The organism is Trinickia dabaoshanensis, assembly GCF_002879885.1.
GTDB lineage: Bacteria > Pseudomonadota > Gammaproteobacteria > Burkholderiales > Burkholderiaceae > Trinickia > Trinickia dabaoshanensis.
This window is the reverse complement of sequence record NZ_PNYA01000014.1, coordinates 156,030-175,385: the sequence shown is the minus strand read 5'-3', so window position 1 is coordinate 175,385 and position 19,356 is coordinate 156,030. Positions and strand designations below refer to the sequence as shown.

Annotated in this window: 13 protein-coding genes; 8 read left to right on the top strand and 5 right to left on the bottom strand. The window is 61.3% G+C overall.

Annotation, left to right across the window (positions count from 1 at the left end; all coding sequences use genetic code 11):
* Positions 1-566: 566 nt before the first annotated feature.
* The gene (locus C0Z18_RS33840; protein ID WP_332888214.1) at positions 567-752 is read left to right on the top strand and encodes an addiction module antidote protein; all 186 of its coding nucleotides are present in this window, start codon (positions 567-569) and stop codon (positions 750-752) included.
* 46 nt (positions 753-798) lie between these two features.
* On the opposite strand, the gene C0Z18_RS16945 is transcribed toward C0Z18_RS33840, so the two are convergent.
* Positions 799-2,184, bottom strand: coding sequence for a hypothetical protein (locus C0Z18_RS16945; protein WP_146014026.1), 1,386 nt, complete (start codon positions 2,182-2,184; stop codon positions 799-801).
* 878 nt (positions 2,185-3,062) lie between these two features.
* On the opposite strand from C0Z18_RS16945, the gene C0Z18_RS16935 reads away from it, so the two are divergent.
* On the top strand, positions 3,063-4,574 hold the full coding sequence (locus tag C0Z18_RS16935; RefSeq protein ID WP_102646566.1) for an ATPase domain-containing protein: 1,512 nt from the start codon (positions 3,063-3,065) through the stop codon (positions 4,572-4,574).
* A complete protein-coding gene (locus C0Z18_RS16930; protein WP_102646565.1) occupies positions 4,561-6,615 on the top strand; it encodes a PAS domain-containing hybrid sensor histidine kinase/response regulator in 2,055 nt (684 codons plus the stop codon). Before C0Z18_RS16935 ends, C0Z18_RS16930 begins: the two co-directional genes overlap by 14 nt.
* A gap of 28 nt (positions 6,616-6,643) precedes the next feature.
* Here the strand turns inward: C0Z18_RS16930 and C0Z18_RS16925 are convergent, their stop codons facing one another.
* The 4 genes from C0Z18_RS16925 to C0Z18_RS16910 form a co-directional block, all read right to left on the bottom strand.
* A complete protein-coding gene (locus tag C0Z18_RS16925) occupies positions 6,644-8,005 on the bottom strand; it encodes a HipA domain-containing protein (RefSeq protein ID WP_102646564.1) in 1,362 nt (453 codons plus the stop codon).
* The gene (locus C0Z18_RS16920; RefSeq protein ID WP_233217345.1) at positions 8,002-8,331 is read right to left on the bottom strand and encodes a helix-turn-helix domain-containing protein; all 330 of its coding nucleotides are present in this window, start codon (positions 8,329-8,331) and stop codon (positions 8,002-8,004) included. The genes C0Z18_RS16925 and C0Z18_RS16920 overlap by 4 nt, the downstream gene beginning before the upstream one ends.
* A 179-nt stretch (positions 8,332-8,510) precedes the next feature.
* Positions 8,511-9,350: a 4'-phosphopantetheinyl transferase family protein gene (locus tag C0Z18_RS16915; protein ID WP_158244249.1), complete on the bottom strand. Its 840-nt coding sequence runs from the start codon at positions 9,348-9,350 to the stop codon at positions 8,511-8,513.
* A gap of 14 nt (positions 9,351-9,364) precedes the next feature.
* Positions 9,365-10,792, bottom strand: a complete 1,428-nt coding sequence (locus tag C0Z18_RS16910; RefSeq protein ID WP_102646562.1) for a class I SAM-dependent methyltransferase — start codon at positions 10,790-10,792, stop codon at positions 9,365-9,367.
* A 535-nt stretch (positions 10,793-11,327) separates the two neighbouring features.
* Here C0Z18_RS16910 and C0Z18_RS16905 point away from each other — a divergent pair.
* From C0Z18_RS16905 to pdeR, 5 genes are all read left to right on the top strand, one after another.
* Positions 11,328-12,185 carry a class I SAM-dependent methyltransferase gene (locus C0Z18_RS16905; protein WP_199189471.1) on the top strand — a complete coding sequence of 286 codons (858 nt, stop codon included), beginning with the start codon at positions 11,328-11,330 and terminating at the stop codon, positions 12,183-12,185.
* Between the two features lie 229 nt (positions 12,186-12,414).
* Positions 12,415-14,217 (top strand): methyl-accepting chemotaxis protein, encoded by a 1,803-nt coding sequence (locus C0Z18_RS16900; RefSeq protein WP_102646561.1) that lies wholly within the window; start codon positions 12,415-12,417, stop codon positions 14,215-14,217.
* Between the two features lies 1 nt (position 14,218).
* Complete coding sequence (locus tag C0Z18_RS16895; RefSeq protein ID WP_408647027.1) at positions 14,219-15,361, top strand: extracellular solute-binding protein; 1,143 nt, start codon at positions 14,219-14,221, stop codon at positions 15,359-15,361.
* Positions 15,358-17,124 carry a diguanylate cyclase domain-containing protein gene (locus C0Z18_RS16890; RefSeq protein ID WP_102646560.1) on the top strand — a complete coding sequence of 589 codons (1,767 nt, stop codon included), beginning with the start codon at positions 15,358-15,360 and terminating at the stop codon, positions 17,122-17,124. Before C0Z18_RS16895 ends, C0Z18_RS16890 begins: the two co-directional genes overlap by 4 nt.
* A 197-nt stretch (positions 17,125-17,321) precedes the next feature.
* On the top strand, positions 17,322-19,325 hold the full coding sequence (gene pdeR, locus C0Z18_RS16885; protein ID WP_102646559.1) for a cyclic di-GMP phosphodiesterase: 2,004 nt from the start codon (positions 17,322-17,324) through the stop codon (positions 19,323-19,325).
* Positions 19,326-19,356 lie beyond the last annotated feature (31 nt).

The following is a 19,356-nucleotide window of genomic DNA, read 5'->3' as shown; positions in this document are numbered from 1 at the left end:
GTTTCAGGCATTGAAAAACGGGCCAAAAACTAGCATTCTTGACGGCGTTCGAAACCGCGTTTCCGAACCCTTCCACGTGGCGCCTTTACGCCGATCTTCCCCGGCTCCATTACGCCGATCCGTGACAACCGCAACGGCGCATCCCGCAAGCGCCGAGGCCAGTACCGGTGCGATAAGGGAGTAGGGTGATTTCATTTGGTCATCCTGATAACTATATGCTTCACTGCGAGGGCATATCTTTAACGACAATCAACACTGAAACTTAAGGGGCGTGCCAAAAATATGGAAGCAGACTGTCGTCACCGCCAATCGGCGACGCGGCGAGACTCGGGGGGCTGCCCTTGCTTTGGCCGGTCGAGCCGTGTTTGACTTTGTCGATTGCATAGCTGCTCGCGTTAAAAGCGGGGGGATTACCATCGCATCGCGGCTTGATCGCCTGGCAAACGAGTTCGGAGAGTGAGATGGCCGAAAAGCTAACGACCTATGACCCTGCCGAGGATTTAGGCAGTGAGGAGGCGATGGCGGTGTTCATGGCTGAAGCGTTCGAGACGAACGATGCAGCCTAAATCGCGCATGCGCTTGGAGTGGTAGCCCGTGCCAAGGGGATGGCGCAAATTGCAGGGCAAACGGGGCTCTCGCGCGAGCAACTGTATCGTTCCTTCAGCGATCAGGGCAACCCGACGTTAAAGACGATGCTGGCGGTGCTGCAAGCGTTGGGTCTGGACCTGACAACGAGGGTTGCTCATTCGTGACTAGGCGCGAGCTTGAAGCGCCGTATCTGACTTAGCGCTCATTGCCCTAGAACAAACGGCCTACCGCGGCCAACAGATTCTTGTGCCAATACTGATCCGCATTCGCAAGAAAGGGCATGAGATGAAGCAGCGCGACCGAGTTCGCTGGAAGTCCCCCATGCGCAACCAACCCGACTTCGTAGTCGAGCATTCCCACGCGCACATTCGAAATGATGATTTCAGCGGCGTCGCTCGCGTCCTCGATCGCGGCGGCGCTTAGAGCCCCGAACACTTGCGTTACGAGGTTTCGCATGGCCGCCTCCGCCATTCCTGGCGGGAACATCGTAATGTCGTCCTTCGACCGGTCGACTATCGTGAAGTCGAAGTATCGGTAGGTATGCGCGCGCAGGAAGTATTTGATCCGCTCCCCTGAACATACGCACTGCCCCCGCCTAATCTGAGCTCCAACGGCCAATGCGGCGGGGCCATTCGCGATACGTAAGTCAGCAACGAACTGGTCGACCAGGTCGAGAATTTCAACCCAGGTATGGCGCCGGCCTCTTGCGGTGAGATTCGCCGCGGCCTCGTCGATAAAGGTCCCGAGCCTTTGCACTCGATCACCGGCCGTCATGTGTCGCAGGTGGCAAAGCACACGACTGAGGACGTCGGAAGGCATGGTTGCAGTGAAAGCCTTGGTGAGCACCTCCGCTACGCGTCGTGCAGTTCCCTGAGACACGGCAAACGCCAACACTCCGCCAGGGCTGTTATGTACGTTCATCGGAAGGACCAATGCCGGCGGCAGCGCAGTGCCCAAGTACTGCATGCAGTACGTGAACGGTCCCGTGAACAGAAGGGTGGCTAGATCGGCGTCAGTGAGATTGCCGTGTGTATGCAGTGCGATCGATATGTTTTGCGCTGTTAGTGCGCCTCTTCCTACCTCGTCGCAGATTTCCAAAAATCTTTGCGCAGAGACGCGCACGGTGCCCGGCAAGTTGACCCTGAAGAATAGGCAGAACGCGCGCGTCTGCAACGGCGAAAACTTGAGGCGAAGGTTAGTCAGGGCCGTTAGCAGTTCCCGTTTCGAAAGACTGATCCACGGGGTCGCGCCGTGCAGAAACAGCATGACCAGATCGCGAATCTGTTCTCCATTCAATCCGTTTTGCACGGAAATCAATTCGCGAACGATGGCAACCAAAATCTCGGATTCACCCGTGCGGCCGAGCGCGGCACTCCAGAAGTCGTGGAGCTCCTGACCGGTCAAAGCGTGATTGCCGGTCAGCAAGGCGTTGAACGTTGCTGCCAACGCGGAGCCTGAAAGGCCCGACCGAGTCAGTTGGGCAAAGCGGGGCTCCCACCTTAGAAGCTTTTCGCTCGTGGTGCCGGCCCCGTTGTCCAGACGCGTGAGTAGTCGGACGATGTCCGGTTCGCTCACACCGCCGAACAAAGCGCGCACTCGCACTCCGAAGAGACGAGCGTCCCCTTGCGAAACTGAAACCCTGAGGTAATCGTCAAGCATATGGTCCCCCGATTCTTGCGCGAAATTGTTCTAATTACATTTGCCGTTCACGCACGGTCTCTCGAACGAAATGGATCGCTGGAGCTATACGAGCGGCGCAGGGCTAGCGGTCATTGCGGCTCGAAAAGAACGCTCGTTTCGTCTGGAGTAATCCCGTCGGGCCAGTGTAGCAGACTGTGCGGCTTGTGCTTGCTCGCATCCCGGGTTGGGGAACCTCTCACTTGGGTGTCGTCGACATGGCAGGGGGCCGCGTCCGCCGTTCCTCGGATGCCCTGAATTCTCCAGTCGGCAGCATCGCCGCCTCCCGATGAATGGCTAAGGCGCCGGGCGCTCAAAAATCAAGCGAGCGGCGCCACGCGTACCTTCGTCGTCTTCGACGATGCGCAACTGATCGCCTACTACGCGCTCGCCTCGGGCGCTGTCGATGTCGACGCGGCGCTGGGCCGTTTCCGCCGCATCATGCCTGATCCTATCCCCGTGATCGTGCTCGCACGGTTGGCCGTGGATCGCGCTGGGCTTCGAGGTCTCGCCGCTTGCACCGATGACCGTCATGATGACGCTGGCGGACCTGAAGGCCGCGCTCTGATCCGGTAAGTCGCTTCGATACGTGAAGGTCAGCCGTCAGTTCCCGTCGAACGCTCGCAGGCACAAAACCTGCTCAAGCAAGTAGCCTTCCCGAAAGGCAGCAAAACGAAGACTGCGCGCATTCCCCTAAAGCTACATCAAGCCCCTAGGGGAGGCCTGCATCCAACGAACGTTTTGCAAAAATTTCAGGTCACAACGTCCCGAAACCCCTCGATCAACTGGAGCGATGGATGGATACAGAGACGGGAATTACACTGACGGCCAGAACCGGCGTGCCTGGGCTCGACGAGGTATTGATGGGCGGACTCGCCGAAGGCAACATTTTCCTCCTAGAAGGCGCCCCCGGAACGGGAAAAACCACGATCGCGCTGCGCTTTCTGATTACCGGCGCCGAGGCGGGCGAGCGGGGACTTTACGTCACCTTGTCCGAAACCGAAAAAGAACTGCGCAGCGGCGCACGTTCGCACGGTTGGCGTCTTAGCGACGCAATCGACGTGTTCGAGGTCGTGCCCCCGGAAAGCCTGGTCGATGCGGAGCACCAACAGAGCCTCCTATACTCGTCCGACCTCGAGCTGGGCGAAACCACGCGGACGATTCTCGGCGCGTTCGAACGGGTGCGGCCGAAGCGTATCGTCCTCGACAGCTTGTCCGAGATCCGATTGCTCGCCCAAAGCTCCCTGCGCTACCGCCGTCAAATCCTTGCCTTCAAGCACTACTTCTCGCGATCCGGCGCAACGGTCCTACTGCTCGACGATCTAAGCTCGGATTCGAACGATAAGACCGTCCACAGCATTGCTCACGCCGTCATCAAGCTGGAAGAGCTCGCCCCCGCCTACGGGGCGGAGCGGCGCAGGCTAAGAGTATCCAAATATCGCGGACGTCAGTTCCGCGGTGGATATCATGACTTCGCGATCAGAACCGGCGGCGTTTCGGTCTTCCCTCGCCTGGTCGCGGCAGAGCACCGCTCGCGGCTCGACCGCGGAAGCATCAGCAGTGGCGTGAGCGAACTCGACGACGTGCTCGGCGGCGGCATCGAGCGAGGCTCGAGCACGCTCGTTCTCGGCCCCGCCGGTACAGGAAAGTCCACGTTCGGGCTGCAATTCATCTGGGCGGCGCTTCAGCGCGGGGAAAAGGCGGCCCTCTTCGTGTTCGATGAAGAACTCGGGCTGCTGTTCGATCGCACGCGCCAGATGGGTTTCGATCTGGAGGCAATGCGCGATGCGGGCGGCTTGCATGTGGAGCAAGTCGACGCCGCGGAGCTATCCCCCGGTGAATTTGCCCAACGTGTTCGTGCCTGTGTCGACGACGCCCAGGCGAAAACGGTGGTGATCGACAGCTTGAACGGCTATCAGGCCGCCATGCCGGAAGAAAACGCGCTGGTGCTTCATATTCACGAGCTTCTCCAATACTTGAACCGGCAGGGCGCGAGCACGTTCCTGACAGTCGCTCAGCATGGTTTGGTTGGAGACATGAGAGCCCCTGTGGACGTCACCTATCTTGCGGATACGGTGATCCTGCTGCGCTATTTCGAAGCGCGTGGGCACGTCCGTCGCGCGGTGTCCGTGATCAAGAAGCGCACAGGCGGCCACGAAAAAACGATCCGGGAATTCCAGATCGGCGCTAATGGCTTGACCGTGGGACCAGCGCTCAACGATTTCCAAGGTGTGCTGCGCGGCGTGCCGAGTTTCGTTGGGCAAGACACACCGCCGGACGTTGGTATTGCGCCCAATGACGACGATTGAGCGCAATGCTTGTCCGGCGCTCATTCTCGCGCCGCTTGGACGAGACGCCCCCGTTGCCGCCGCGTTATTGCGCGAGGCAGGGACCGAGGCCGTCATATGCGCGGATCTCGAGCATTTTTCGGCGTTGCTGAACGATGAGATCGGCTGCGCGGTGGTGACCGAAGAAGCGCTGCGCGATGCGGATATCACGCGAGTCGCCGCTTGGGTGAGGAGGCAGCCGGAATGGTCGGACTTCCCCTTTATCGTCCTGACCCACAGGGGCCATGCCGCCGATCACAACTCCGGTGCGCGGACGCTGATCAGAGCGCTCGGAAATGTCGTCTTTCTCGAACGTCCGTTTCATCCGATGACGTTTGTCAGCGTGGTCGCGACGGCGCAGCGGGGGCGTCATCGGCAGTACGAAGCGCGCTCGCGTATGGAAGAGCTCCGCGAGAGCGAAGCCCGGTTGCGGATCGCGCTAACCGCCGGACAACTCGGTCAGTGGGAACTCGACCTGCCGCCTACGCATTTCGCCGCTTCCGAAGCGGCGAGAGCAGTCCTGGGCCGCACAGGGAGCAGGACGTTGACCTACGCGGATTTCGAAGCTTGCTTGCATCGGGACGATCGCGGTCGCATGCGCGATGCAATCAAACTCAGTATGGAAACGCGCACGGATGTAGCCATCGAATTCCGGTGCATCTGGCCAGACGGCACGTTGCATTGGGTGGATTTTCGGGCGAGGCATGTGCTCGATCGGGAACGCAAGGCGGCCCGGCTCGTCGGTGTGTCATCGGACATCACGGCACGAAAAACGGCTGAAGCGAACTTGCAGCGCATGAATGAGACGCTCGAGGCAAAGGTGTCCGAACGTACCTCACAGCTCGAGCGCGCGCATCAAACCGTGCTCGATGAAATCCGGCAGCGCGAGCACGCGGAGGAGGTCTTACGTCAGGTCCAGAAGATGGAAATGATTGGGCAATTGACGGGGGGCGTCGCTCATGATTTCAACAACCTACTCATGGCGGTCATGGGCAATCTCGAGCTGCTGCGCAAGCAGGTTCGCGACGAGAAGCTCGTGCGGCTCGTCGATGGGGCACTACAGGGTGCCCGGCGCGGCGCATCATTGACGCAGCGTCTTTTAGCGTTCGCTCGGCAACAAGACCTCAGAATCGAATCGATCCACCTATCGAGGCTGATCAGGGGGATGGCCGACCTGTTGGAGCGTTCCGTCGGGGCCGGCATCGAATTGGCGTTGACCTTGCCCGAGGAACTGCCGCTCACGCTTGCAGACGCCAATCAGATCGAACTCGCGCTCTTGAACCTCGTTGTGAACGCACGCGATGCGATGCCGGACGGCGGAACGATTTCGATCGCTGTCGAGGTGGCGCATGCTACCCAATGCGTGGATCTCGCGGATGGAGACTATATGCGCGTCAGTGTGGCCGACACAGGGTACGGCATGAACGCGACGACGCTTTCCAAGGCGATGGAGCCGTTTTTCACGACCAAAGGACTCGGCAAAGGCACGGGCCTTGGGCTCTCGATGGTTCACGGCTTGGCCCTCCAACTGAACGGCGCGCTAAGGCTCGAAAGCGCGGTTGGCCTCGGCACGCAGGCAGAGCTATGGCTGCCCGTGGCGCCGGAAGCGGCCGAGGTCCCCGCACCGGTCGAAGCGGCGCGGGACGAAAGCGCCGTTGTGGCTCAGGGCGTGACGATCTTGCTCGTCGACGACGACGCGTTGATTTCCGACAGCACGGCCTATTTGCTCGAAGACCTGGGGCACGAGGTGATCGAAGCCGATTCGGGCGCGAATGCCCTCGAAGTGCTCAGGAGTGGGAAGAAGGTCGATCTGCTCTTTACCGACTACTCGATGCCGAAGATGACAGGTATGCAGTTGGCGCATGCCGCGCGCGAGTTGAGGCCAGGCCTCCCAATCGTCATGGCGACAGGGTATGCGGAGCTACCGGCGGCAAGCACGACGGATATCGTGCGGCTGCGCAAACCGTATCAACAGCATCAACTCGTGGCGGAGATCGCGAGGGCGTTGCGCGGTGTTCGCTAATCGGCGATGGACTGCAAACCTCGTTGTCCTACAGCAAGTTCCTGGCGACCTTAGGTACCTCGAGTGCCATGGCCCGCAGCCGGCTTGCCTGCGCACAAACGAAATCAGAAATACGTCGAACATGCGCTCGCTCGTCGCCGACATACACGTCGGATGAGGCCTGAGCAGGCGCGATCTTGAGGATGCCATCGGCCATGCGCGTAATCTCACGCGCGAGCGTTGCCTGCGGTGTCTTCGTACGATGTGCGAAATCTGCGAGCGGATACGGTCCGATTTCCTCGAGCGTGAATGCATCGCCGTAGGCCATTGCCATGTCCGCCTCCACATCCCCTCCGTAGACGTTCACGGACACGAGGTCGTACATGGGCGCGGGAGTAAGACCAGCGCGGCTCACAAAGAACGAGATGTTTTTTCCATGCGCGTCGCTGTTTCCAAGCATCAACTGCAGCAAAGCCCAGCGGAGCAGAAAAGGACGCGCGGTCGCGGGCGTCACCATCTCGTTGAGCAGCGTGAAGAGGCGCTCGAAGCTCACGCCCTCGCGGATGTCGCGCACGTGCTCACCCGCGCCGAGGTTGCGCTCGTACTTGAAGTCTCGCGGTAGGTCGAGCGCCTGGCAGGCATCGATGACGTGCAGCCGCTGAACCCGGTGCGCCAGTCCGCCGCGCCACTCAACCTTGCGGTCGAAGCGCTCGATGAGTAAAACCGGTTCAGGCAGCCGGCGAATCGACACGGGAGCGACCGGCAAATTCAGGCGAGCTGCGAGGCTCATGCAGTAGTGCTCGTTGGCCACCATGAATGGCATGCGCGGGTTGAAGCTCTCCGGCTTGAGCAGGTGCGTGGAACTGAGCGAGCCGTCGACGAGCGAAAGCTGGGCGCCCTCGACGAGCACCTGTAGCTTGTCCTGGTATCCCGCGAGCGAAAGTCGCACCTTGCGATCCCATACCGGGAACGGAATGGCGTCGCGCTCTCGGATACGCTGACTTAACTCGTCATCGGGCATCGGCCGGCGTTCGGGCTGAAGCTGTTGTTGACGGACGAGGTGCTCCGCCTCGTGCTCGCTAGCGTCGAGCGCGACAAAGCCAAATGCGCCCACCGGCTCCTTGCCGAGCGCGCTAATCAGGGCGAATGTGTTGCCCTTGGACACCTGATTGATGATGGAGGCGATATCGAGGGCACGCCCTTCCGGCAGCAGATTCTCCAAGAATCGCTGCACCGCGCCGGGGCGTTCCGGGGCGCGGGCCAACGGAATCGCAGGCGAGAGATAGAACGAATCCCGGCTGTCTTTCCAGCCTTCGGCGTACTGGAAGCTATAACGACCTTCCTGGCTCTCATGGATCAGCTTGCCGACGAGACGGCCATCGGTGAAAGCATGAAGGGAATGTTCGCTCACTGCTTATGCTCCTTATCCTCGTCCGACGGCCTGGCCGTGTAGGCGCCGGCGGAATCATCCGGTAGGTAGCGCATCGCCGCTTCCTTGGGCGTCACAAGCATGCCTAACCCCAGCCCGGAGAGCACTAACAGAAGGCGGTCGACGCCAATAGATCTGCCGTTTTCCAGCCGAGACAGGACGTTTGGCGCCACGCCGCACGCGTGCGCGGCGTCATCGATGCGCAGCTCCAGCTCGAGACGCCGATGGCGCACCAGTTCTCCCAGCGCCTGGATGTCGAGCACCTGCGGGGGAGGTTTGAGACCAGGCGCTTCAAGCGGACGTGCCATAATTTCCCATCTCGGAAACAAATCGGGAATTCGCGCGCCGATGCGCGATGTTTCTCACTTGAGAAACAATACCGTATTTCCAAGGTGAGCGCTAGTTATTTCCAATATGGGAAATAATTGCCTTCGAGCGTGCTGGGGAATCGGTGAAGTATGTGGCGATCGGCGATCGCCGCGGCTGGTCAAAGCGTTTTGCAAAACCCCGAGCCCCGCAAAACCTTGAACCCGACCGTCTGCTCAGAAACGAACGGCACGGCCCTCCGGACCGAAATGCGCGCCGTTATACCGCGCTTGTTTTCGACGCAAAGCGCGGCGAGGCTTTCCGCGCTCGGGCGCCATTGCCAGAACGACCAACGCTCGGGCGTATCGCCAAGCCTTGGATCGAAAGTGACTGTCACCGGCGCTCCATCGCTCAAATCAAATGCGAACTGATCGAGCGGAATCGACAGCCCTTTGCCGCGCGCTTTGATATAGCTTTCCTTGAGCGTCCAAAAATCGAGGAAGCGCGCTGGTTGCAGCGCCGGCGGCAACGCTCTCAATTGCCGTACTTCATCGGCCGCGAAATAACCGTCGGCGACATCGAGCGGAACCCGCCGTTGCAGGTCCTCAACGTCGATCCCGAGTTGCGCATCGCGCGTTACCCCAAGCAACACGACTGAGTCGGAATGCGAAATGTTGAACGTCAGCCCGGGAACGTCCGGGTGGACATTCGCGATTGCCGGGCGGCCGAACTCCGTGGCCTCGAAGCGCCAATCGGGCGGTGCGATCGGAATGTAACGAGAGAGAACATATCGAACCAGCGAGCGCGTGACGAGGTAGCGGCGGCGATCTTTGTCGAAGAAAAATTTGCCGTGACGGATGCGTTCGTCCGCTGTTAAAACCGAATCGAATTGCGCGGCCAGGCTGGCGTCCGGCGCGTGGGCCACGAGTGCAACCCAAATATCGACGTCGCCCTCGCGTAGCAAGAGCGGCTCGAGCCATTGCGGGCCGAGTGCCGCTTGTACGCTGCTTGATGGAGTCATCGCACGCGCCCCGCTCAAGTGCCGCACAGCACGCCGAGGCGCGCGAGACGCGATGGGCAGGGCGTTGCCGGATCGCCGGCGATCCATTGCAACGCTTGCTTGGCTTCGTCGGCACCGACGGCCACGGCGTTTCCAAGCAGTTCGCTCGGCACATAAGCGCCCTGCGTTTCATCGGCGCTACGAACCAGCGCGGCCATGGCCGACGCGTTCGCGGCACGCCGCACGCCCGTCGCGTCATATCCGCCCGCGTGCGCGAACGGCGTCAACACGCCCCCGGCGACGAGAAACAGCAGGTTCTGCAAAATCTCGCGCGGGTTACGGCTTTCCCCGCTGAGCTTCGCGACGATCTCGCCGATGCGCATCGAGCCTTGCTGCATCAGCGCGCGCAGATCGGCGATGAATTCGGGCTGGAAACTGAGGACGCCCCGAGGGATCGTCGCGCGGGTATCGATTCGCTCGATCTCGGTCGTGCAGCCGATGGCCAGGCCTTCTAGCGACTCGAGCGCTTGCGCTTGCGATCGGCTCGCTCGCGCGCCGCGCACGAACACGTCGCGGCGAAATCGCCGATTCACTGCGAAGTCTTCGGCCAGATGCCGCAGCCGCGCGTTCGGCAGAGCCGCGATCGCCTCGGCCGCCTGGCGATCCATCAAGAGGGTGGGGTGATTGTCGGCGAGCGTAGCACTGCCTGTGTAGGCCAGGCCCGTGTGCGCCATATCGTCGAGTACGTCCACCGAATAGTGGATTTCCCAGGTTCGGTTCAAATACTCGTGCGCGAGATAGTCGAGCGGGCTCGCCGCCAGTGCGGAAAGCGCCTCCGTGGCGCTCGGGTTGTCGCGGAAGTAGCGAAAGCTCGGGTTGCCGAGCGCTTGCATGCCTGCGATCGCGTTGCCGGTGCGCGTTTCGATGCTGCCCGAAGTCGATTGAGCAAATTCGAGCATGAGCTTGCGCAGCGGCGCCTCGGCGGACCAGCCCGGCTGACAGTTGTAGCTCAAATAAACGAGCCCTTCTTCTGCAAGCCGCTCGGAGATGAGCCGCCGCACCGCCTGGCGAACGTCGGCGTCGACCCAGCTATAAATGCCGTGCAACACGATGAAATCGAATTCCGGCAAATCGTGTTCGAGCAGGGCCTCGAAGCTCGACTCGTGGAAGACGACGTTGCCCACGCCGAGCCGGGCGGCGCGCTGCGAGGCCGCTTCGATGTGCGCCCGGTTGAAATCGCAGGCGTGAAACTGCGCATGCGGAAAGGCGGCCGCGTTGACGATGGTCGAATGCGCGAAGCCGCAGCCGAGATCCAGGTAGCGAAACGGCCGGCCCAGCGCCTTGGCGCGAGCGCCGCCGAGCACGCTGGCGTAGTTCAGCCACGTGGGGGACAACTCCCGATGGAAGCGGTCCGGAAACGTCACGTCGCTCAGGTAGCCGGAGGAAGAATCGGATGCTTGCATGAGATGTAGTTCCGCGCGAGCTTAGTATGGTGCCACAGCGGCTGCACGAACCGTACTATCGTTAGTCCAAACGATTCGTTCGCTTTTCCTTCCCCGCTTCCGATAATGGTTGCTCGACATGCGCGCAGCGCAATTGACGAGGGGATGAACGATGAGCGTGTGCGGTAGTACCCATTGGCCTCCGCGGCTCGTCACCGTGCCGGGCTTGCACGGGAGCGAGCCGGCTCGGTAGCGCGTTCTTGAACCTCGGCGCGGCCCCCTCCGTCTTTAGCGGAAGTGGTTTGATTGAGGGGCGAATTTTTTTGGAAATCGAAAGAGTTTACTAAAACCAAGGAATTATTGATTCCACTCTTTGGAATCCTATTCATTGTCCGCGTTGGGCCGCTCATTAACTCAATTGGCGGCGCTATCATCCGCGAGCGCTAACGTCGTCGTTCCGCTAAAACCGGATCGGTACGGTGCGCCGGCATGCAATCGTGAGAATTGCAGCCCGTAATGTTTTCATCAACCGTTACGGCACATTCGTTGAAATAAAATGATGATAGAGCTTGCGACCTTCGAGAACTTCAGTGAGTTGGGTTATCTATTGGCGAATCCGGACGTTGCGCAGGAAGTGTTGCGCAACCCCTTGGTAACCGGGTTCGTGCATTTTTCCAAGTTCGGAAAGAACGAACAAAGAAAGCAATTCAAGCCGGCCCTGTCGGACGCTGAGATAGATCGCGCCTTGTTGGACAACAGCGTCCCGCTACCCGACAAACTGAGGGATGCCCACCAAAACCAGGCGAATTTGTGCGTCGAACTGGGCAATAAAGAGGGCATGCGTGTCCTCGAGATCGGCAGCCGGGAAGTCACCGGCGCATCCACGATGCGGGAACGATTCACAAAAGCGAAATATATCGGCTTCGATTACTATCCGGGACCGAATGTCGATGTGGTAGGCGACGCTCATAAGCTATCGAGCTACTTCGCCGAGGACAAAAAGTTCGACCTGATTTTTTCAAGCGCGGTGTTCGAACATCTGGCGATGCCTTGGGTGGTGGCCGCGGAGATATCGAAGCTGCTGAAAGTGGGCGGCATGCTCTTCATCGAAACTCACTTCTCTTTTTCCTCCCACGAGCGTCCCTGGCACTTCTTCCAATTCAGCGATATGGGATTGCGGGCGCTATTCTCTCCGGCGCTGGGGTTCGAGTGCTTGGAGGCAACGATGGCGAACCCGATCTCCGCCAAGTTCTCGGCGCTTGCCGATCCGTATTTGCGTGGCCGTTGGGTGCACGGCTTGTATTGCCACAGTCAATACCTGGGCGTAAAGCGCCGCGACATCGACGGGTTCGATTGGGGTGACGTCGCAACCGACGAAGTGGTGGGCAATACGTTCTATCCCGCGCCACTTTGAGCCGGCGGAGCACCGAATGCCGCGCCCCATCTTCAACCGGCGCGGCGCGCGCCCATCTTTCCCCGCCGTGTTGACTTCCCCCGCGGCATGCAATTAAGGGTGTTCTTAATTGCGCAATTGCCCACTTTTCGATCCTTGCATCTCAAGTTTCGTTTGTACTGTGTCGTTAACTCCACCGTAATGCCTTCGCTTCCCAATCGCATCTTGCAGCTCTCGGAGACTTACGGTAATGCTCGGAACCATTCGCGGTCGAATCCTGGTGGCTTGCGTCGCAATCGTGGTGACCGCACTAGCGGTCACGGGCGGGCTCCTCTATTACGTCGTCAAGATTCATAACGACGAGGCGATCGATCAGAACTTCAAGTCCATTCTGACGGGCCATGCGCTCGCCATCGACGGATGGGCCGAAAGCCGGACCCGCGAAACACAAGCCCTGGCCGATACGATCGCGGTCGGAGAGGGCGATCCGGTGCCGGCGCTCAAGCTGCTGGCCAAATCCGGCGGCTTCGAAGTCATGACGCTGGGCTTGCCGGACAAGACGGCGTTTTCGAACGTGCCGCTTTCCCCCAACTACGATCCGACCGCGCGACCGTGGTACAAGCAAGCCGTCGCGGCCGGTCACATCGTCGTGACGGCGTTGTATCGCGATGCCTCGTCGGGGAAGCCCGCCGTCGCGTTCGCGGTACCGATCGTTCGTGACGGAAACGTGAAAGCGGTCATGGCGGCCAGTCTTTTCATGCAAAGCGTGAGCGAGATCGTGACGTCCGTTCACCCCACGCCGGCGAGCTTCGCCTTCCTCGTGGATGCGAAGGGCAATGTCATCGCCAGCGCCAAGACGGATCTCATCATGAAGCCGGCCACCGAATTGGCGCCGGCGCTGACGCAGGACGCGCTCAAAGCGATGCAAGGCGCCTCGTCCTCGCTGGCCGTCGAAATCGACGGTTCGACGAAGTTGCTGCGCGCTCAGCCGATTACCGGCACCGATTGGTCGCTCGTGCTGGCAATGGACAAAGCGGACGTGACGGCAGGCATGCGCGCCGTGGCGACGACGACCCTCGTGGCGATCGTACTCGTCGCGCTGTTCTCGGCCGCGCTGGTCGGGGCGTTGACGAACGCGGCATTCAAACGCGTATTGCTGGTGCGCGACGCCTTGACCGACGTCGCGAGCGGCAGCGGCGATCTGGCCCGGCGGCTTCCGGTGAACGGCAACGACGAAGCTTCGCAAATCGCGCACGCATTCAATCTGTTCGCCGAGAAGATCAGCGCGATCTTGCGGCATATTCGCGATTTCAGCGAATCGGTGAACGTGGCCAGCGCCGAGATCGCGCAGGGCAATCAAGATCTGTCGAGCCGCACTGAACAAGCCGCCGCGAACTTGCAGAGGACGGCCGCCGCGCTCGAGGAAATCTCGGGTACCGCGCGCAATTCCGCCGATGCGGCCACCCAAGTGAGCGAACTCGCGGGATCGGCGTCGCACGTCGCGATGCGCGGCGGCAAGGTGGTGGGAGACGTCGTCTCGACCATGGATGCGATCACGAAGGCATCGGCGGAGATCGCGAACATCATCGGCGTCATCGACGGTATCGCCTTCCAAACGAACATCCTCGCGCTGAATGCGGCGGTGGAAGCGGCCCGCGCGAGCGAGCACGGGCGAGGCTTCGCCGTCGTGGCCGCCGAGGTGCGCGCGCTCGCGCAACGCAGCGCGCAGGCCGCCAAGGAGATCAAACAATTGATCAGCTCGTCGGTGGAGCGGATCGAGGCGGGCTCCACGTTGGTGCAAACGGCCGGCGCGACGATGGACGAAATCGTCGAAGGCGTGCGCGGCATCACGAACGTGATCGGCGAAATCTCGGTGGCGGCGACGGAGCAAAGCACGGGGCTCGGCCAAGTCAACCAGGCGCTCGCCCAACTCGACAGCACGACGCAGCAAAACGCGGCGCTCGTCGAAGAATCGGCCGCGGCGGCGCAGATGCTGCGCGAGCAAGCCGCGAAACTCGCGCAAGCCGTCGGCGAGTTCAAACTATCGGCTTAGTATGGCGATCGTTCGACGCCGGGCATCGAAGTCGATGCGCGGCAAAGACCGAATCTCGCGACGATGGGCTAGCTACGCGATCGCGCGCGTTACCGTCGTCGCGCTCTTGCTTTGCCCGTTCGCGATGGGCGCGCGGGCCGAGCCGGCCAAGCCGGCAGCGTCGCGCCCAGCCGTCTTGCGCGTGCTGGCATGGCCCGGCTATGCGGACGACGACTGGGTCGAAGCGTTCGAGCAGCGCTACCACGTCAAAGTCGAAATCACGTTCGTCGATTCCGACGAGGCCTTGTGGGCGCGCATGCATAGCGCCGCCTCTGCCCCGTTCGACGTCATCGCGGCCAATACCGCCGAGATCGAGCGCTACGCGCGTGCCGGCCTGCTCGCGCCGCTCGATCTGTCGTCGATCCCGAATCGCGCGCGGCAACAGCGGTATTTCCGGCATCTGGAAGGCATTCCAGGACTCGTCGCCGGCCATGACGTCTACGCCGTTCCGTTCACCTACTCGTCGATGGGGCTGATCTACGACCGCAAGCAGGTGAGCGCTGCGCCGCACTCGATGCGCGCGCTCTGGGACCCGCGCTATCGCGGCAAGGTGCTCGATTTCAACAGTGCTCAGCACAATTTTTCGTTCGCCGCGCTGGCACTCGGATACAGCGACCCCTTTCGTTTGTCGCCGAAGCAGATGCGCACCGTGGCACGCGAACTCGTTCGATTGCGACGCAATCTGCTCACGTATTACACGTTGCCCGAGGAGGCGACGGCGCTGTTCGTCCAGCATCGCATCGCGCTCATGTTCGGCAACTACGGCACCCAGCAAGTCGAACTGCTGCGCCGGGCCGGCGTGGACGTAGGCTACGCGATTCCCGACGAAGGCGCGCTCGCATGGCTCGATTGCTGGGCGATCGTCAAGGGCGGGGGCAATCAGGCGCTGGCCTATGACTGGATCAATCAGATGCTCGAACCGCAGATCGGAGCGCAACTGACTCAGCGCGAAGGGCTGGCCAATACGCTGTTGCCCGAGCCCGAAAAGGCGTCGGGCGCGGCCGACCACCTTGTTTGGATCGAGCGCGTCGAAAGTCCGGACGAGCGAGAGGCGCTGTGGAAGCGGATCGAAGCGGGCGACCGGCTCAGGAGTTTCCCGAAATGATCAGGCTCGGCTTGAGCACCCGGCTGTCGATTCTGCTCGTCTGTATCGGCGTGGCGGCTTCCGGCGCGACCGGTTACTACGCTTATCGCGCCAATCGCTCCATGATCATGCAGGAGGCCGAGCGCAGTCTGCTTCCCGCCACGCAATTGCTGACACAGCGCTTCACCACCGCGTTGAGCGACGTGGCGGATGACGTGTTGGTGCTGTCGACGATGCCCTCGTCCGTGGCCGTCGCCCGCGGCGATGACGCCGCCGATGCGGGCCGCGCAAGGCTCTCGCAGGTGTTTCTCCGGTTCATGATGCATCACCCGGAATACCTGACCATCCGCCTCGTCACGCGAGCGCACCATGGGTTGGAGCGGATTCGTGTCGAGCGGGGCGCGCGCGGTATCGTCGTCGTGCCCGATGGGCGGTTGCAGGAAAAAGGGCACTTCGCCTATGTGTTCGATACGCTGGCGACGGCTCAGGGGCATGCCTATCTCTCGCCGATCGGCCTCACGCCCGACTCGAGCGCGGATGCGGCGACGGGCCGGCCCGCCATATATATCGGCGCACCTATCGTGGACGCAGCAGGAAACACCGTGGGCGTGGTCGTCGTCGAAGTCGATCTCACCCAGGTCTTCCATCGGCTCGAACGCGATTCGCCCGCCGGCTACCTCGTGTATCTAGCCAACGAATGGGGCGACTTCCTGATTCATCCCGATTCGAGCCAGACGTTTGGATTCGCGCATGGGCGGCGCGTGCTGATGCAACAGACGTTTCCCGCCACCCACGTCCTATTCGACGGCGGCCCGAGCAGCGTGACGTTCAACGGAGAGGCCGGCAGCGGACGGGCGCCGGTGCATGCGTTCGCCTTCGTGCGCGCGCCATTCGGCGCGGTCGAGGGCAACCGCTTCATCGTCGTCGGTCTCGGGCGTTCGTTGACGAGCGTATTGGATTCGGCAAACGCACTCGGCGGGCAGATCGTGCGCATGGTGCTCGTCTCCAGTGCGATCGCCATCGTGCTGGCGATCTTATTCGCGCGTGCGCTGGCGCGCCCGCTGCGCGTGCTCGCCGACGCCGCGACCGATCTGCTCGACGATGCGCGCGCGCAACGCCTGCCGGTCGAGCGTTCCGACGAGATCGGGGTGCTCGCGCGCTGCTTCGATAGAATGCGGCTCGAAATTCGCGCGCAAATGAGTACACTTCATGCCAGGCAGCTCGAATTGAGCCATCTTGCCGGGCACGATGCGCTCACCGGCCTGCCGAACCGGATGCGGTTCATGGAGCGGCTGGAAGCGGCGATCGGGCACGCGTTGCCGAAAGGCGAGCAGCTAGCCATCATGTTCGTCGATCTCGACGGCTTCAAGCAGATCAACGATCGCTTCGGCCATTTTGCCGGCGACGAAACGTTGGCCATCGTCGCGCAGCGCTTGCGCGAGGCGGTGGCGCCAACCGATCTCGTCGCGCGTCTTGGCGGCGACGAGTTCGTCATTTTGTTTTCGGATGAGCGATCGATCGATGCGATCGACGCGACGGTGCAGCGGATTCAGTCCGCCCTGGATGAGGCGGTGGCGATCGGGCCGCACCGGATGAGGGTGGGCGCGAGCATGGGGATCAGCGAATTCCCGGGCGACGCAAAGAACGCCGAGGAACTGCTGGCCAAGGCCGATGCCGCGATGTATGTTGCGAAAACCTCGCCGCGGCGCCGCTTCGTGCGCTACCGGGATCTGAATGCGGATGAAGGGCAAGAGCAGTACGGGAGCGTCGGCGGGCTCACCTAACGGCGCGCCGCGCGATGCGCGCAAAGACTGGGTTGGACCAAAAAAGAGGGCGCCGATGGCCGCGCCCGCGCAATGCTGCAACGCAGTGTTTCTTTAATCTTGGGGATCGGCGCGTGCCGGGACCGGCGTGCCTTTAGCCCGGTTCGGATCTTGCTGATCGCACGTGCAATCCGATTGCTCGTTCAACGGGGCCAGCTATGTTCGACGAAAATGACGGCGCGGTGCTGGAAGTGTTGCTCGGAACGAAAAACCCGCTTTGGCGGCTTCCCGGCGACAGCAATGCCTTGGAGCTTTCCGCGCAGCGCGGCGTCGCGAACCTGAGCGTGGCGCTGACCGGCGAGCAAGCGCGCGCGATTCGCGAATTGACGGGCGTCACGTCGCACCGGGTGATCGAGGTATCGTTGCGCGGGCAACCGGTCACGCTTCATCTCGTCGGCAAGAAGGTCGATTCGCGCGATTGGGCGGGTACCGCGTGCGAGTATTCGGACACGCTTTCGGTTGCCGGCGCGCTATCGAACGGGCTCGCCGCGGCCGAACAAGTGGTCTCCGAAGTCAATTCGCTCGTGGTCATTTTGGATCGCAACGGCATCGTGCAGCGTTTCAATCGCATGTGCGAAGAGGTCACGGGCTTGCGCGAGGTCGACGTCATCGGCAAGAGCGCGTTCGAATTGTTCATGACGCCCGATCAGGGGTCGCAGTCGCGCACCAACATCAAGCAGTTTTTCGAGCGGCAACAATCGTTCGAAGTGGAGCGCGTGATCAACACGATCAAAGGGCCCCGTCTATTTCAGTTCCGCAATAAGTTCGTCCATAGCGGCAGCGGCATCGACGAAACGTTCATCATCTGCTCGGGAACGGATATCACGGACGAGCGCGATGCGCAGCGGCGCCTGAAGGAGTTGGCTTCGAAGGACGTGTTGACCGGCCTCATGAACCGCTATGCGATCAATGCGAGGATCGAATGGGCGCTGGAGGATGTGCGTCACGATCCGTCGCGGGTGCTCGGCATTGTCTTTCTCGACCTCGACAACTTCAAACGCGTCAACGATCACTACGGGCACGTCAACGGCGATCGGCTGATCAAGCGCGTATCCGAGCTCGTGACCGAATGCCTCGACGACGGCATGACGCTCGCCCGGCTCGGCGGCGACGAATTCTTGATCTTGGTCGATTCGTGCACGCAGGAATCGCTCGAGACGCTCGCGCAAAAGATCATCGATCATCTTCGTGTGCCGATGCATCTGGAGCTGATCGATGTCTACACGAGTTGTTCGATCGGAATCGCGCTTTACCCGCAACACGGCAAGACGCTCGAGGCGTTGATCTCGCACGCGGATACGGCGATGTACGCGGCCAAGGAAGCGGGCAAGCAAACCTATCGCGTTTTCTCGCCGGAGATGAACCAAAAGGTCGCCAAATATATTTGGCTGGACACCGAGCTTAGAAAGGCGATCGAGGAAAAGCAGTTCGTTTTGCACTACCAGCCGCTGATCAATCTGTGCACGGGCCGCTTGCATAGCGTCGAAGCATTGCTTCGCTGGCAATCCACGAGCCGGGGGCTAGTGCCGCCTTCGGAATTCATTCGTTTCACCGAGGAGTCAGGCCTCATCATTCCGATCGGCCGATGGTTGATGCGCGAGGCGGCGTGGCAGGCGGCTCGGTGGCATGAAGCCGGATTGGACATCCGCGTGTCCGTCAACGTCTCCGCGCGGCAGCTACGCGATACGGAAATCGTCAATCAGTTGCGCGATCTGGTGGAGCAGGACAGCGCCGCGCGCACGCTGATCGATATCGAATTGACCGAAAGCTGTTTTATCGAAGACGAAAGGGCGGCGATCGACTTGATGCGGCAGTTCAAGCAGCTAGGCGCGCGCATTTTGCTGGACGATTTCGGCACCGGGTATTCCTCGCTTTCGCAATTGACGCGGCTGCCGATCGATGTCATCAAACTCGATCGAAGTTTCATCACGGGCATCGATCAGAATTTTCAAGCTCAATCGCTCGTGCGTTCGGTATTGGGGCTGGCGCGTGCCTTCGGCTTCGCGATCGTGGCCGAAGGCGTCGAGACGGAGCGCGAGGCGCAGTTCTTGAGAGACATCGGCGTGGACTATGCGCAGGGATTTTTCTACGCGAAGCCGATGCCGGCCGAGGCGCTCGAGGCTTGGCTCCTCGATAAGAAGAAGCTCAGGCTCATCGCCTGAGCTTCGAGAGGCCGGCGCCGGTTTCGCCGCG